14 protein-coding genes are annotated in these 14732 nt (G+C 67.3%); 1 reads left to right on the forward strand and 13 read right to left on the reverse strand.

Annotated features, from left to right (window positions below):
- Positions 1–5: 5 nt before the first annotated feature.
- The 12 genes from MJ777_RS08365 to MJ777_RS08420 all read right to left on the reverse strand — a co-directional run bounded on the left by MJ777_RS08365 (position 6) and on the right by MJ777_RS08420 (position 12931).
- The gene (locus MJ777_RS08365; RefSeq protein ID WP_239310366.1) at positions 6–413 is read right to left on the reverse strand and encodes a cupin domain-containing protein; all 408 of its coding nucleotides are present in this window, start codon (positions 411–413) and stop codon (positions 6–8) included.
- Between the two features lie 113 nt (positions 414–526).
- A complete protein-coding gene (locus tag MJ777_RS08370; protein ID WP_239374865.1) occupies positions 527–1003 on the reverse strand; it encodes an SRPBCC family protein in 477 nt (158 codons plus the stop codon).
- Between the two features lie 59 nt (positions 1004–1062).
- Positions 1063–1314 carry a phosphopantetheine-binding protein gene (locus MJ777_RS08375; protein WP_239310368.1) on the reverse strand — a complete coding sequence of 84 codons (252 nt, stop codon included), beginning with the start codon at positions 1312–1314 and terminating at the stop codon, positions 1063–1065.
- A gap of 98 nt (positions 1315–1412) precedes the next feature.
- Positions 1413–1739: a TcmI family type II polyketide cyclase gene (locus MJ777_RS08380; protein ID WP_239374868.1), complete on the reverse strand. Its 327-nt coding sequence runs from the start codon at positions 1737–1739 to the stop codon at positions 1413–1415.
- A gap of 411 nt (positions 1740–2150) precedes the next feature.
- Positions 2151–3212, reverse strand: a complete 1062-nt coding sequence (locus tag MJ777_RS08385; protein WP_239374871.1) for a LuxR C-terminal-related transcriptional regulator — start codon at positions 3210–3212, stop codon at positions 2151–2153.
- Between the two features lie 18 nt (positions 3213–3230).
- On the reverse strand, positions 3231–3863 hold the full coding sequence (locus tag MJ777_RS08390; protein ID WP_239310371.1) for an ATP/GTP-binding protein: 633 nt from the start codon (positions 3861–3863) through the stop codon (positions 3231–3233).
- Positions 3844–4212 (reverse strand): DUF742 domain-containing protein, encoded by a 369-nt coding sequence (locus MJ777_RS08395; protein WP_239310372.1) that lies wholly within the window; start codon positions 4210–4212, stop codon positions 3844–3846. The genes MJ777_RS08390 and MJ777_RS08395 overlap by 20 nt, the downstream gene beginning before the upstream one ends.
- A gap of 93 nt (positions 4213–4305) precedes the next feature.
- The gene (locus MJ777_RS08400) at positions 4306–4725 is read right to left on the reverse strand and encodes a roadblock/LC7 domain-containing protein (protein ID WP_239310387.1); all 420 of its coding nucleotides are present in this window, start codon (positions 4723–4725) and stop codon (positions 4306–4308) included.
- On the reverse strand, positions 4725–7490 hold the full coding sequence (locus MJ777_RS08405; RefSeq protein ID WP_239374874.1) for a sensor histidine kinase: 2766 nt from the start codon (positions 7488–7490) through the stop codon (positions 4725–4727). Before MJ777_RS08405 ends, MJ777_RS08400 begins: the two co-directional genes overlap by 1 nt.
- An 832-nt stretch (positions 7491–8322) precedes the next feature.
- Entirely contained in the window at positions 8323–10593 is a 2271-nt protein-coding gene (locus tag MJ777_RS08410) for a protein kinase (RefSeq protein ID WP_370652675.1), read from the reverse strand.
- A 22-nt stretch (positions 10594–10615) separates the two neighbouring features.
- Entirely contained in the window at positions 10616–12277 is a 1662-nt protein-coding gene (locus tag MJ777_RS08415; RefSeq protein WP_239374878.1) for a DUF2142 domain-containing protein, read from the reverse strand.
- A gap of 153 nt (positions 12278–12430) precedes the next feature.
- A complete protein-coding gene (locus MJ777_RS08420; protein WP_239374881.1) occupies positions 12431–12931 on the reverse strand; it encodes a DoxX family protein in 501 nt (166 codons plus the stop codon).
- Positions 12932–13138: 207 nt separating this feature from the next.
- On the opposite strand from MJ777_RS08420, the gene MJ777_RS08425 reads away from it, so the two are divergent.
- The gene (locus MJ777_RS08425) at positions 13139–13915 is read left to right on the forward strand and encodes a FadR/GntR family transcriptional regulator (protein WP_239310376.1); all 777 of its coding nucleotides are present in this window, start codon (positions 13139–13141) and stop codon (positions 13913–13915) included.
- An 83-nt stretch (positions 13916–13998) separates the two neighbouring features.
- Here the strand turns inward: MJ777_RS08425 and MJ777_RS08430 are convergent.
- On the reverse strand, positions 13999–14732 hold a 734-nt coding region (locus tag MJ777_RS08430), incomplete at its 5' end, for an LLM class flavin-dependent oxidoreductase (protein WP_239374884.1).

Below are 14732 nucleotides of genomic sequence, written 5' to 3' on the forward strand. Positions count from 1 at the left end.
GCACGTCAGTTCTGGGGGAGCGGTTCGGTGTCCACGTGGCCGAGTTCCGGGCGCGGCGCCAAGGGGCTCAGCTGGAAGACAAGGAAGGCCGTCTGGCTGCCCTCGTTGACGATCCGATGCCGCATCCCGATCGGGATGAGGAGCCCGTGCTCGGCGGGCAGCGCGGTGTGCTCGCCGTCGAGCCGCGCGGTGACGCCTCCGGACACGCAGTACAGGAACTCCTCGGAGTACGGGTGCCAGTGCTCGGTGACGACCTCACCCGGTTGCAGCGTCAGCGTGCCGAGGAAGCCGGACTTCGCACCCACCGTCGCGGGGGACAGTAGGGTACGGATATCGCCGCCGCGACGGCGGTTGGCCGGGACGGCGTGGATCGACAGCGCGGCCGGTCTGGTGGTGGGGGTGGTCACGGTCATGGCTTCTCCTGGATCCCTGGGGGGTGGGCAGGCCAGCGTTCCAAAATCGTCGGCGACGTGGGGGTGTCGTCGCCGGGTAGCAGGTGTGCTGTGCGGAGGCGTGAGGCGCGGGGTCAGGCCTGGCGGGGGAGCGGCGTTGTGGCTCGGGCGGCTTTTTCGATCTTGTCGCGGATGACGCCCATCTCTCGTCGGGTGTTGTTGTTGATATTGCTGGTCATCCATGCGTCGTCGACGGGTGCTTCCGGGCGCATGTGGAAGTCCTGGACCCAGCGCATCCTGGTGCCGGTACCCTCTGGTTCGTAGGTCCACTCGATATTCATGAACTCGAAAGGCCCTGTTTCAACGCGGTGCGCCTGGACGCGGTGTCTGTCCGGGTCCAGAGTCCGTTCCGAAACCCAGCTCCAGACGTTTCCGTTGGCATCCGGGTGCATGGTGAGCCGGAACCTGAAGGTCTTGTCGTGGTGTTCGAGAATTTCTACCGAGGCGTACTCCGTGAAGAGCTCCGGCCAGTTTTCGAGATCATTGGTTGTTTTCCAGACGAGATCGATGTCAGCGTCGATCCAGATCGAGTTGTCCGTGTGTGAGGCCATCATTCTCCATTCGGTTCACCAGGTGGGCGCAATGGTCCGCCCAGGCTCGTTCTGTTTTGTCAGGCGATGACCTGTCCGGCGGCGTTGATCGTGGCGAGGATCTGTTCGAGGGTGTAGCCGGTGGGCGGTTCCGCGGGCAGCTCGATCCCGAACGCGTCGAAGACGACGGTCTGCAGGTGCAGGTACGCCAGTGAATCGATCCCGACCTCGGCGAACGTGACGTCAAGGTGCGCCGGGCGGTCGTCGGGGGCGAGCACGGTCTGTTCGATGAGAAAGTCGAGCAGCCGGTCGGTGTTCCAGGCATGTTCCATGACGTTCTCTCCCTTGTGGTGGTGGCTGGGGGCGGTCGGCGGTCAGGGTCGGGGAGGCCGCTGGCCAGTCTGTTCAGCCTGCTCGGCCGGTCAGTCGGTCAGTCGGCAGCCCATGAGTAGAAGTTCCGCGCCATTGCGTCCCGTGGACTTTTCCAGGTTGCCGGGTCGTACGCTGTGATGTGTTTCCCCAGTTTCGCGTTGACGTCCACGAACAGTGGATGTTCACGAAACGAGGGCAGCGCGTGGCTGACATCGTCAGCCGCCTCGATCAGATGGAAATACAGTCCGTGAAAGCTGAACAGATCGCGGCGGACGACGCCTAGCAGACGAGGCAGCTGGCCGTTGTCCGACTCCTGGAAGATGTCGGCGACAGCGGTTTCATCGCTGGTTTCCATGCGAGCGACGATAAGGGTCCGGTGCGTCATCGGGAAGGTCCGGGAACAGCTGGGCGGACCTGGCTGTAGAACACTGACACGCATGCTCCCTAGCTGTACTTGGAAGAACTCGGACGAGCGTGCGCGACATCGGTGTCGCATTGACGCCGGCATGTGCTGACGATATGCCAGAACCGCTGGTAGACGCCTGTTTTATGCTTTGATCAGCGGCTGCTCCCGGCTGCCTTCGATGATCTGATGACGCGGGTCCAGCGGACCGCGAAGCGATCTGTTGCATCCGCCCTTGCTGTACCGCGATAAGCCCCCGGAAGCCAGTCCCGACCTGGCCTTTGCCCCCGTAGCAGCATGCTTTATTTGTTCCGCCTGTGTCTCGAAATTGATCTGGCAGGAACATGTAGTGGCAACTTGATGCCAAGTATGGCCTCCAGTGTGCCGGTTCTGTTATAGCCAACCTCGCTCCGCCGCGAGGATGCCGGCCTGGAACCGGCTGCGGGCGTCCATCCGGCGCATCAGGTCAGCGATCATCCGGCGCACTGTCCGGACCGACACACCAAGATGGCGGGCGGCGGCCTCGTCCTTGGCGCCGAGGCTCAACAGCCGCAGGAGCACACGCTCGGATTCCGTCGGCTCCTCCGGTTCGGCGGAATCGTGATCGTCTGTGTCGCGGTCCGCTGGATCGCCACCGGCTGGATCGCCACCGGAGATCGTGCCGAGCGCGTTGCGGCCGGCCTCCAGCGGTTCGGCGAACTTCCACAAGTGGTCGAACAACATCACGGCCAGATTGGTCAGCGCCGGCTCGCGCAGCAGCAGCGCATGGCTGTCGTATGGATCCAGCGTCAGCAAGACGAGAGCGATCTGGCGGTCGACGATGGCAAAATCCGCTGGTGAGGCGTCGATCACACGTAGATCCAGGCCGTGTGCGGCTATGTTACGGATGCGTGCGGCGGTCATGCCGCCCGAACGCGTCCCGCGGGAGTAGATGCCGCGCATGGTGATTCCACGCTCCAGCGCACCTCGGACAGCTTGTGTGCTCGTAGCTGTGAGGGGCGGTTCCCGCCCGGGCTGGGTGTGCAGCATCAGTACTTCCCGTTCCGCCCGGGCCAGCAGTTCCCGCGCCTTGATCTCGACGGCGTCGGCGCCGTCCAAACGCTCCACCGCCTCCCCGTGCCCCCCGATCTGACGCCCCTGTAGGTAGTCGGCGACCAGCGTGTTCACCTGCAGACGCGCGCGGATGAGCTGTTCCTGCCGATGGATGAGCTGATCATGTTGCTGGCGCAGCAGCTGTTCCAGGGGGACCTCGGGATGCACCGCGACGAGGCGGCCCGGATGCTCTCGGGACATCACCAGCAGCGAGAGCTCGATGAGCCTGTCGCGGGCCCGCGTGATAATGCTCGTGGGAAGCCTGAGGGTCAGGCTTACGTCCTCGGTGGTCAGGTCCTCTTGGCGTAGCCACAGCCGGTAGGCCGCGAGAGCGACGTCATCAAGGCCGAGAAGATCAAGCACTTTCCTCTCCCGCGCCGGCTAGTCGACGTGGGCGCTGGCCTCGGACAACAGACCCCGCTGTCGGGTCTCGGTTGCCACCACATCCAGGGCGTGGCGGACCAGCGCGATCAGGGCCTGCCGGACGGATTCCCGCCGACGGGCGTCGCAGAACACGATGGGTCGCCGAGCGTCGATGTCGAGAGCGTTGCGGACGTCGTCGAGGGTGTACGCCTTTGAGCCGTCGAACTGGTTGACCGCTACCAGGAACGGGATATCGCGTTCCTCGAAATAGTCGACCGCCGGGAACGAGTCCGAGAGCCGGCGGGTGTCCACGAGCACGATGGCGCCGATGGCGCCGAGGACCAGCTCATCCCACATGAACCAGAAGCGGTCCTGACCGGGCGTGCCGAACAGGTACAGAATCACGCTGTCGAGCAGGGTGATCCGGCCGAAGTCCATGGCAACCGTGGTCGTGGTCTTGGCACTGACCTGGGACGTGTCGTCGATACCGAGGCTTGCGGAGGTCAGCGCCGCTTCGGTGGTGAGCGGGGGTATTTCGCTGACGGCGCCCACAAAGGTCGTTTTTCCGGCGCCGAATCCACCGGCAATTATTATCTTAACCGGATTGAGTGCGGAGCCGGTGGTATTTGTTCTAGAGGGTCTGAAGTCCATCGAGCACCTTCTCCATCAGCGCTACGTCGGGACGCTCGGTCGGTCGGGTTGGGCGGGTGACGTGTACGAGACCAGCGTCGATCATGTCGCCGACGAGGACGCGTGCCACGCCGACCGGAAGGCTGAGCTGGGCGGAGATCTCCGCGATCGACTGGATGTGCTGACAGAGCAGCACGATGTCCTGCTGCTCGGGATCGAGGTTCCGAAGCATTGCCCGTCCGTGCGCTGTCGTCGACACCAGAGCTACGAGCTCCAGCGCGCGATTGGCCGCCGGCCGCGTTCGGCCGCCGGTGACGGCGTAGGGGCGGACGACCGGACCTGCGTCCTCGTCGTACCACTCCTCGTCCACGGGTCCTCCTGATCAGGGCGTGGGGTCAGGTCCCCGCTGGTCTCCGGCGACGCGACAGAGCGAGAATCGCGTCGCCTTCAACCGGGCGGGCGCTCAGCGCGGTAGTGCCGCCTGCATCTCGGCACGTAGCTCGGGGGTCAGGAACTCGCCGACACGGATGACCAGCAGGGCCATCTCGTATGCGATCAGACCGATATCCGACCCAGGCGTGCTGAGGATGGCCAGACACGACCCGTCGCCGACGGCCGTGACGAACAGGAAGCCCTGTTCCATCTCGACGATTGTCTGGCGGACATTGCCGCCGCGGAAGAACCGCCCGGCCCCCCGGGCCAGGCTGTTGAATCCCGAGGCGACCGCGGCCAGCTGGTCGGCGGTGGTCCGGTCCATACCGTTCGACGTGGCCAGCAGGAGACCATCCGATGACAGCACAATCGCGTAGGTGACCTCCGGTACTTTCCGCGTGAGATTGTTCAACAGCCAGCTCATGTTTTCAGCCGGGCCGATATGGCGCATCACATCACCTTCCTGGCGTCATCGCCGTTCGGGTTAGGTCCTTCTTGCAGGCCGCGGCCGAAGTTGGACTGGAAGGAGGACATCATGTTCCGGATTTCCTCCGGTGATCGTTGCCCGACAAGGAGCGGCGGGGCCGTGGGTTCGTTGGCGGGTGTTCCCCTGAGCTCGGGAGCCAGACTTGCCCGTCGCCTCCGCTTCGGCAGGCCCGCGTCCGTTGTCGGTGGTGTGGCGGGTGGCAGCTCCGATGCGGGTGCTGACGCCGCCACCTGCGGAAAGGATGTTGTCTGGGATGGTGCCGCTGACGGGGGGAAGCGCGGGCTGGGTGGGCTGGCTGGGCTGGGTGGGAAGGGCGAAGCCGGCGGGACCGGCCGGGATTCGGGCGCATGGGCCCGCTCGGGCAGGCCGTTGTCAGTGAACGCCGCGGTGGTCCAACGTGTTGAGGTATCGGCCGGTTCCTCCCAGCGACTGGTCGGTCCGGTCTGGTGGCCATCATTGCCCGGCGGCTGGCCCCACCGGTTCGATGGGTCAAGCAGCTCGGCCGGGGTATCCGGAGCTTCGGTCCAGGCATCGGACGCGGGCTGTGGGTCCGGCCGCGTCCATGGCCCAGAGTGCTCGCCGTTCTTACCGTTGTCGGAGCTCCCGACTCCGTTCCGCTCGGCGACGAACCAGCTTGAACGGATCGTGGCGAACACGGGCAGATCGTCCATGAGCGGCCGGTCATCGCCGTCGCCGTTGCTGGACGCGGCCGGCGCGCCCACCGGCATCAGTTCGCCGAACTCGCTGGGTTCGGCGGAGCCGCCGAGCGAGTCCGTGAACGAGCCGGCGGAGACCGCTCCGGAGGTCTCTTCGTAGATCGCCGGGTTCTGCTGGCCGGCGGTCGCGTCGATCTCGCGCAGCAGCGCCGCTGGGAGCAGGACGATGGCGAGGGTTCCGCCATACGGTGACGGCCGCAGCCGGACCTGGATGCTGTGCCGCTGGGCGAGCCGGCCGACGACGAACAGGCCGAGTCGTTCACTGGTCTGGAGGTCGAATGGTGGCGGGTTGCCCAGCCGCTCGTTGACCTCGTTGTACTCCTCGTCGGTCATGCCGAGGCCGCGGTCTTCGACCTCGACCACGCAGCCGTTGGAGACCTCGTGGCCGGAGACGTGGACGGGAGTGTGCGGCGGGGAGAAGGAAGTGGCGTTCTCGATCAGTTCGGCGAGCATGTGGATCACGTCACCGACCGCGTGGCCGCCGACGGCGGAACCCGAGATCGGCAGCACCTTGACGCGGGTGTAGTCCTCCACCTCGGCGACGGCTCCGCGGACGACGTCCTTGAGCGGGACCGGCCGGCGCCAGCCGCGGGCTGGTTTCGATCCGGACAGCACGATGAGGTCCTCGGCGTGGCGCCGCATGCGTGTCGCGAGGTGGTCGAGCCGGAACAGCTCCGCCAGCTCGTCCGGGTCGGTCTCCTTGCGTTCCAGCCCGTCGATGACCTTGAGCTGGCGATGGATGAGCGCCTGGCTGCGGCGAGCGAGGTTGAGGAACGTGTCGCCGATGCTCTTGCGCATCGCCGCCTGTTCGACAGCGGTGCGCACAGCCACCTGATGGACGGTGGTGAAGGCATCGGCCACCTGGCCGATCTCGTCCTTGGTCCGGCTCGCGGTGGGGAACGCCTCGTTGTCGATGTTTACCTGTTCCCCTTGGTGGAGCCGTTCCACGACATCTGGCAGGCTCTTGTTCGCGACCTCCAGGGCGGCTCCCCGCAGGCGCCGGAGGTGGCGGATCATCGGGCTCGCCACGAACAGCGAAATGCTGATCGACACGGCGAGAACCAGCGCGACGGTGACACCGCCGAGCCAGGCGCCACGGGTCGCGGTCGAGGCGATCGCGTTGCTCCGGTTCCGCAGGTCGGTCGAGAGCTGGTTTTCCACCTCGACCATCCGGGCGAGCTTGTCGTCAGCCGCGGTGAGCCACGCCTGTGGGTCGATGGTGATGGGCTGGTTCATCTGGGCCGCGAACACCGTGCCGTCACGCATCCGGGTCACGCCGTCCACGGCCGGGCCGACCGTCTTGTCGTAGCTGTCCTGCTGCCGCTGGGAAGCGGTGGTGCGGAACTGCGTGATCCAGGCATCCTCCGCGCCGCCATTCGCCTGGATCAGCTTGACGACCCCGACGTTGCTCTGGTGGAGGAACAGGATCACGGCCACGTAGCCGCGCTGGAGAGCGGCGGCCTCCTTCGCCCGCGTCATGCTGCTCAGGCTCGCGGCCATGTTGATGAGTTCCGAGTTGTCGGACCCAAGACCAACCTGGGCGACGACGGTCAGCAGATCCGTGATTCCTCGGGTGTAGAAGGTGACGTTTTTGTCACGGTCAGTCTGCCCCAGGTCGATCGACTGCCGGTGGGCGGCAAGCTGATCGAGCTGGTTGCGGGTGGCTTCCAGCACGGGTCGCAGATTCTTGCTTGCGCTGCTGGGAAGCTCCGCGACGTCGGTTCGGTACGTCTCCAGGGCCGCGTCGGTCGGGATCCGGGTGGCTCGCACGTCGTCCAAGCCGACCCGAAATCCGCTCCCGACATACGTGCCCGCTGCGTTGCGTTCCTTCTGGAGGGCATCAGCGAGATCGTTGACCTTGATTGAGAAACCCGCGAGGGTCCGGATCCGATCGCTTGCGCTGACACTCTCAAGGTTCGTCCGGACCTGGATGGCGCTGAAAACTGTCAGCGCCATCAGCGGAAGGATGAGAATGGCGACCAGCTTGGAGCGGATTGGCCAGTTCTGGAGCATCCGATCCTCTCGTCCGACGCCGTGTCTTGGCGCCTCGTTGGGGCGAGCGTTCTTGTAGAGCCTTCGTGCCCCGGCCCTGCCACGGCCCGGGGCGAAAACCGTAACCCTTCGGTCTCCCCCCGTGGGCGAGACGACTCTACCCGGGTGATTAGTCCAGGTTCGGAGGGGGTACACCCAACAGGTTCGGCTGCGGGTTGGCTGGGTCAGCCTAAGGCCGACAATGGATCATTGGCACGAACGGCCAATTCTGTGATGAATTGTTGGGTATCTCCTTGCGCCGGCAATGGCGCCACGCGTCCGTTTGCATGGTTCTGGTTGTCTCGTGAGCAAGGAGTGGCATCCACGGGGATATTCCCAATAGTTCCACATGTAACAGACTCTATCTGGCGGCCGATGGGCGCCTGGCGGGCGGTTGCTGCGTGCCTGGGGAGAGCTTTGCCGGACCGTGGTCGCGGCCGTTGGGGAATTTGGTGCCAGCGGTGCTGTATCGAAAAGGCGTGCATCCGAGCGGGTCGGTGAGCTGCTAAAAGTTTCATGATCGTAATCTGCTCTGCCGTGCCCGCGGGATCACCGGGTGGTCCCGAAGGGATCTGAATTGTGTCCCGTACTTGTCTTCGAGGGATGAGATGACAGGAAGGGAAATGGGTACTGATTGCCGGATTTATGTTGATCGTACGGCGATTGGTAAATATTTAGTTAACATATTGTATTTGTTGGCAGGCTGAACTGTTGGTGGTAGGGAAATGCTGTTTCCAACCGCTCGGATGGTGTTTCCGTTGAGTTGTGAAAAGCGTCCGGGCGGGCTACGCGCGGGGTCGAATGAGTCGAATGATCAGTGGGAGCCGGTGCGGAGGACCGCGTAGGTGCCGGTGGACAGCGCCCTGACCCCATCCGCCGACCGGACCAGGGGATAGACGGCGAAGTGGTAGACCAGTCCGTTGTCGGGCGCGCGCAGGTGCCAGCCGCCTCTGATTTCCAGGCTGGCGTTGGTGACCTTCGCGCTCCGGGCGGCCGGATCGTCCGGCCCGGTGGGCATCGTGTCATGGCGCCACAGCACCCTGGCTTCGGTGATGCCAGGTGGCATCTGGAACGTCAGGACGATCTCGTTGCCGCGGTCGACGGCATGCAGCGCACGGATAGGCCCGGTGGGCAGGTGGTGGGTTGAGCGGCCGACGACCGCTCTGTTGCCGGCGACACTGACCGGGGTGTATACGACCGGCCCGCCGGCAGCGGCCACGGTGAGACGTCCACGCCGGCTTGAGCCGGCCAGGTGCACGTGCCCGTCCAGCGAGTCCACGGGCAGTTCTTCGTCGACAGCGCCGAACGGGCCTGTCGCGAGGAGCGGATCAGCCGGGGTGGGGCCGCCGTCAGGCGGCTGGTCCGCCGGGCGTTCGGGTAAGCCGGCGGGCACCTCGGTGACGTAGATCCGCACCAGCGCGCCGGGAACGGTCGTCCACCGCAGGGTGGTCACCGCGCCATCGCCGTCCGCCTCCAGATCGAGGACCGGACGCGGCCTGGCGATCACTTTCACGACCACGTCCACGCCCGCGGTATGGGCCAGGGCGCCGAGCGGATCCGGGTAGGACACCCGTACCCGATAGCGATAGGTGGCCCCGGTCTGCGCGTCATGGTCGACATAGCGGCCGCCGGCGGCGCGGACCCGACGGGTGGCCCCGTGAAACGGCGACGACTCGTCAAAGGTCCGCTCGATCAGTACGTCGTCGTATCCTGCCGCGAGAGTCCAGGACAGGGCGACGCCGTCACCGTCCATGCGGGCGCGCAGCGCCGTGACATCTGGGGCGATCACCAGTGGCTGGGTGCGGGCCGGCGTCGAGCGCTGGCCGCCGGCCGCCGACATCACCTCGTGCCAGACCGTCACGCCGTGGGGAACACCCGCGTCGGACAGCTCGGTGGAGGCGGTCATGCCGAGGCTGCGTTCGGACCGTCCACTCGGTGCGGCCGGGTCCGCCACCACGCGCAGGACGCGGAAGGAGAGCGGGCCGGACGACGTCGGCGCGCTCCACCGCAGGACCACCGCTCCGTTCTCCTGCGTGGCGGTCAGATTGGACGGCGGTGCGAGCGCGCCGGGCGCATCGTCTTGATCATCAGGGGCTGTCTGGGAGCCGCGGGTGGTCGGCGCGATCTCCGGTGCTGTGACCTCGGGCGTCGTGCTCCCAGGGGCGCTGCCGAAGGCGTAGCGCGGGCCGACGTCGTCACGGCTGACGACCCGCGGGCGTCCGCCGGGCTGGCGGCTTGGTGGCGGGGCAGCCGGCGGGCGTGCCGCGGCGATGCCGATCAGGAGCCCGTACATCTGGCGGGACGTCAGGCGGGTGCGCGGATCCTTGTCGAGCAGGCCGGTGAGAATATCGTCCAGCGGGCCCGCCCGGTATGTCTGTGCGGGGGGCTGGAACAGGATCGCCGCCACCATCGCGGCGAAGGTCTCCCGGTAGAACGGCGGCTTCCCCTCCACAGCGAAGTAGAGGGTCGCGCCGAGGCCGAACATGTCCGCCTCAGGCGTTGCCGGGTCACCGTTCAGGCGTTCCGGTGACATGTAGGACGGCGTCCCGAGCACGCCGGTGACGGTGAGAGCTGAGTCGCTGTCCCGGGTCGCGATGCCGAAGTCGGTCAGGACCACCCTGCCGTCGGTTCCGATCAGCACGTTCGAGGGCTTCACATCGCGGTGCAGAATCCCGAACGCGTGCGCGGCGGCCAGCGCGTCGCCGATCGCGATCCCGATACGGGCAACCTCCGCGACGGACAGCGGACCGTGATCGCGGACCAGCTGGAACAGTGACTGGGACGGCACCAGCTCCATGACGATCCATGGCAGACCATCCTCGACGATCACATCGAGGATGGTCACGACATGCGGATGGCCACGCAGCCGCGCGGCGTGTCTGGCCTCCCGGAGAGCTCTTTCCACCCGGTCGGCCCGCTCGAACGGATCAGGAGCGTCGCCGAGGTCGACCTCTTTGAGAGCAGCCTCGGTCAGCAGCACCTCGTCAAAGGCGCGCCACACCGTGCCCATCCCACCGGTGCCGAGCCGTTCGATGAGCCGGTACCGGCCAGCCACGATGCGGCTGGCCTCTGGAGCGGCAGCCACGTCGTCCCCTCCGCGGTGTTTGTTACGCCGAGTTGTCCCAGTGCAGCATGCCACCTGGATTGTGCGTTCGCGCCGGCCGCGTCGTCACGCTTTCGGCGGCGCCGGCCGCACGGTAGCGCCGGGAGAGCGGACCATGTGGCCGGCCGGCCCGCACCGGGCGGCAGGACTGGGCCGCGGCGAGGGTCACAACGACAGGGAGGCAGGCGAGAAGCAGCCAGACAAGCCAGCCGCCCGATGGTGACCAGGCGGGGCGGGGCACGAACCAGAGGGGTCCGTCCATGCCGACCGCGTACCGGTGGCTGTTGGCGCCCCACGCGACGAACTGGCCGGCCGCGGTCATGACGATGATGCCGACCGCCACCGTGGCCGCATGGCCGCAAAGGCGCTCGGGCAGCCGGACGGCGAGCACCTCCGCCGCCAGCAGGGGCAGCATGACCAGCACAGGCAGGATGTACCGGCCCTGCATGCCAAAACCGTTCTGGATGAACACGGCCGCCGCGAGCAGCTCATAGCTGGCCATGACCACCGCGAGGCTGCCCGCGAGCAGCGCACGATCGCGCCACCGGCCGACCGCGAAGGCGGCGAGGAGGAGCCCCGCCACCAGCAGTCCCCACAGCCAGTACACGGCGTCCGGGATGGGGACGGACTGCCAGCCGAAGACCCCGACAGCCTGGCGGGCGGACTCCGGGGCCAGCTCGACGGCGGCCGCGAGACCGCGGCCGAGGCGGTCCCACAGGACAGGGGTCCGTAGCGACAGGCTCTGCGTCCACAGCGCTGTCGCGGCGATTCCCACCGCGGTGACCGTCACTGCCGCGATCGAGGGCCGGCCGGCCGCGCGCAGCCGCAGCAGCGCCGCGCGCCCGCCGGCACGGCCGATCCCGACAGCGATCGCGAAGGCCACCCACAGGGGTGCCAGCGGACGGCTCAGCGCGGTGATGCCCAGGACAGCGCCAGCGATCAACCAGGTCCGGGCCGTGGGATGTTCGGTACGGGACAGGCGCAGCGCCGCCGCGGTGGATGCGATCGCTCCGGTGACCTCGGCGCCACTGGTACCCACCTGCGAGCTGAGAAAGATGACCATCGGGGTGGCGGCGAGGGCGTACCCGGCCAGCAGCAGGGTCTGCCGGGCGCGTTGCCCGGCTGGTGCTTGCCCGGCTGGTGGCTGCCCGCCCAGCAGCAGCCACAGCCCGGCGCCGAGCAGCCCGGCCGAGATGAGGGTGGCACCCAGCCGCGCAAGGAGGTAGCCGGAGCGAACCGACCAGGCGGCCCGGGTGAGAACTCCCGCGGGTAGGTACAGCCAGGGTGGATACGCGCCGACGATGCTGTTGACCCGCCCGTCCGGAACAGCTGCCGGCAGGCGAAGGCACGCCGCCGACACGTCCGGGTGCAGGGCGGTGCACGGAGGATTCGTCGTGTCCCGGAGGTCAGCTGGCAGCAGGAAACTCCGGTAGGCGTTCCGGACCTGGCGCAGCGAGTCATCGCTGAATGCCCGCGTCGCTTGTATCTCCGCGAACGGGACAGCGTCGCCGAGGATCTGTCCGTGTCCCGCCGCCACGGCCTTCGCGTAATGGCTCGGCTCGTCCGGGGCGGTTCTCAGCGGATTGGTCAGCGCCCACAGCAGCATCCAGCAGGTCAGCGCACTGAGAAGGAGCACCGGCGCACGGCTCACCCGGGCGCCGGGCAACCGCGGTCTCCTCATCCGTGCTTACCGCCGCCTGGGAAGGTTCTTGCTGACAACATGTGGAGATCCTCCCGCCGCGACGTCCCGGCAGCCCGTCGCACGGGGCCACAGTAGTCTCCCTGCCGCGTCACCGGTCTGATGCCGGCTGAGGCGGGTTCAGGGATTGACAGGCTGTGGCCGCCAGCTGGTCACCAGGAGCGCGGCGGCGCCCGCGAGGCCGACGCCGGTCGAGATCGCGAAGCCGGCCCAGCCGACTCCACCCAGGCCGATCGCGTGGTCGAGCGAGGCCTTGCCCGGACCGGCGGTAGCGATGGCGACCGCGATCACGGCGATCATCAGAACGTACTCGTAACCCTCACGGAACACGAAGAATCCGTGCGGCCTGTGCGCGACCACTCCCGCGACCGTCATGAGACCGACCGTGGCCGAGGCCGCCAGCGGGGTGAGGAAGCCGGCGGCGAGGCCGATGCCCGCCGCGAACTCGAACAGCACTGACATCCAGGCCTGCACGAGTGGGGGACGCAGGCCCATGGAGCCATACCAGCCGGCCGCGCCGGCTATCCGGCCGCCACCGAACAGGTGGTTCCATCCGTGGGCGACCAGGGTGAGCCCAACGCACAGGCGAATCAGGAGGATGGCTGTATCTACATGGGTCATTTCATGCTCCCGAGGAAGAACTGGTGGATCGGTGCCGGGTACCGCGGCGCTGCGTGCCAGCCGGGCCTCGGGCCTCTCGGACCTCGGACGTAGCAGGGCTGGGGCACGCACCTTGCGTCATCGCTCCCCTTGGTCCACGCCCCTGTTGCCAGGCGTTCTACGTCCAAGATGCTTCGATGATGGCTGAATGAACTATACGATGAGTTGGTGAGCAGACGACCCGCCGACATCGACGCGACTGGCCACGTCCGGGTGCCCAAGACTGCCGAGTTGGTAGCGGCTGCCCTGCGTCGGCAGATTATTCGTGGTGATCTTCGAGAAGGTGACGGCCTCCCCAACGAGGCGTCCCTGATGGCGAGGTTCGATGTCTCGCGACCGACGCTGCGTGAGGCTTTCCGGGTGCTGGAGTCCGAGGGCCTGATCGGTGTGCGGCGGGGCGCTCACGGCGGGGCACGGGTGCATGTTCCCAACGGCGATGTGGCGGCACGTTTTGTGGGGCTGGTCCTCCAGCACGACAACGTGACGGTCGCCGACGTGCTGGAAGCCCGTTCGGTGATTGAGCCACCGGCCGCTCGGCTGCTGGCGGCGCGGCGGCGGCGGCGGGATGTCGAGGCGCTCACGGCGCATCTCGATTGCGATGAAGAACGCCTGACCGGCCCGGAAAGCCTGATTCCAGCGCACACCGACTTCCACGAGACAATGGTGGAGCTGGCCGGCAACCAGACCCTGGCGGTCCTGACGAGAATGTTGCATCACCTGGTCACCGGAGTGGCCATGGCGCACCGGGCCGCGCTGCCCTCCGGTAGCGGGGCGGAGTCCCATGAGGACGATCTTGCCCTGCGTGCGCACCGGCGGCTGGTTGATCTGATCGCGACTGGCGACGCCACCGGGGCGGAGCTTTTCTGGCGGCGTCATCTGGTGGAGACCAATCAGCTTGTCCTGGCGCATTTTGATGAGGCCAGCGTGCTTGACGTGCTCGGCTGAGGCTGCCATCCCGCTCTCCTGCCGGGCCGCTGGCGGGAACCGCGGCGGGCCGGATGGTCGTGGCCCGTCGGCCTGGCCGCCCACTATCGGGCCGATGGCGTGGCCGGTGCGCTGGTCTCGCGAAGCAGGGGCGCGAGTCTGGTGCACACGATGTCGACGTGGCGGGCCACGAGGTCCGCCGGCATTCCGCCGAGCGAGGCCCACAGGTACACGGTGTCGACCGGTGCGTCGCCGACGAAGGCCCGGATACCGCTCGCGACCTCCTCGGGCGTGCCGTAGTGGAAGTAGTCGATCGGGCTCTTGGAGGCCTCGCGGGCCCGGACGCGGTCGGGGTCGACCGGCCGTGGCGTCGGGGCACCGGTTCCCTCCACCATGTGCCGGCGGTAGGAGTCGAGCTGGTAGGCGAGGTACCCGCCGATGACCGGCCAGTCGCGTTCCGGGTCGTCACTGACCCAGCCCTGGATGCCGCCAGCCATGCGGGCGGTCTCGGGGGCGTGCCCGGCTTCCGCGAGCCCCTTGCGGTACGGCTCGGCGATCGGGCCGAAGGCCGACAGCAGGTTCTCACCGAGCAGACCGGCCCGCCGGGCGCCCTGGGGGCCCAGGTAACCGAGCCAGATGGGCAGCCGTTCCTGGACGGGGCGCGGGGTCACCCGGCCCTCGGCCCAGATCTGCCGCAGCTCACGGACCCGCCGGTCGGTGGCACCGTAGCGCTTCGCCGGATCGGCGCCGAACAGCTCGAACTCCGGTATCCGGTAGCCCGCGCCCAGGCCGAGGTCAAGGCGGCCACCACTGATGATGTCCACCACCGCGGCCTGTT

This window comes from Protofrankia sp. Cj5 (assembly GCF_917627405.1).
In the GTDB taxonomy this organism is placed as follows: Bacteria; Actinomycetota; Actinomycetes; order Frankiales; family Frankiaceae; genus Protofrankia.

Coding starts and splice junctions, on each gene's coding strand:
- MJ777_RS08365 (WP_239310366.1), bottom strand. CDS start 413: ATGACCGTGACCACCCCCACCACCAGACCGGCCGCGCTGTCGATCCAC.
- MJ777_RS08370 (WP_239374865.1), bottom strand. CDS start 1,003: ATGGCCTCACACACGGACAACTCGATCTGGATCGACGCTGACATCGAT.
- MJ777_RS08375 (WP_239310368.1), bottom strand. CDS start 1,314: ATGGAACATGCCTGGAACACCGACCGGCTGCTCGACTTTCTCATCGAA.
- MJ777_RS08380 (WP_239374868.1), bottom strand. CDS start 1,739: ATGACGCACCGGACCCTTATCGTCGCTCGCATGGAAACCAGCGATGAA.
- MJ777_RS08390 (WP_239310371.1), bottom strand. CDS start 3,863: ATGGACTTCAGACCCTCTAGAACAAATACCACCGGCTCCGCACTCAAT.
- MJ777_RS08400 (WP_239310387.1), bottom strand. CDS start 4,725: ATGCGCCATATCGGCCCGGCTGAAAACATGAGCTGGCTGTTGAACAAT.
- MJ777_RS08405 (WP_239374874.1), bottom strand. CDS start 7,490: ATGCTCCAGAACTGGCCAATCCGCTCCAAGCTGGTCGCCATTCTCATC.
- MJ777_RS08420 (WP_239374881.1), bottom strand. CDS start 12,931: ATGACCCATGTAGATACAGCCATCCTCCTGATTCGCCTGTGCGTTGGG.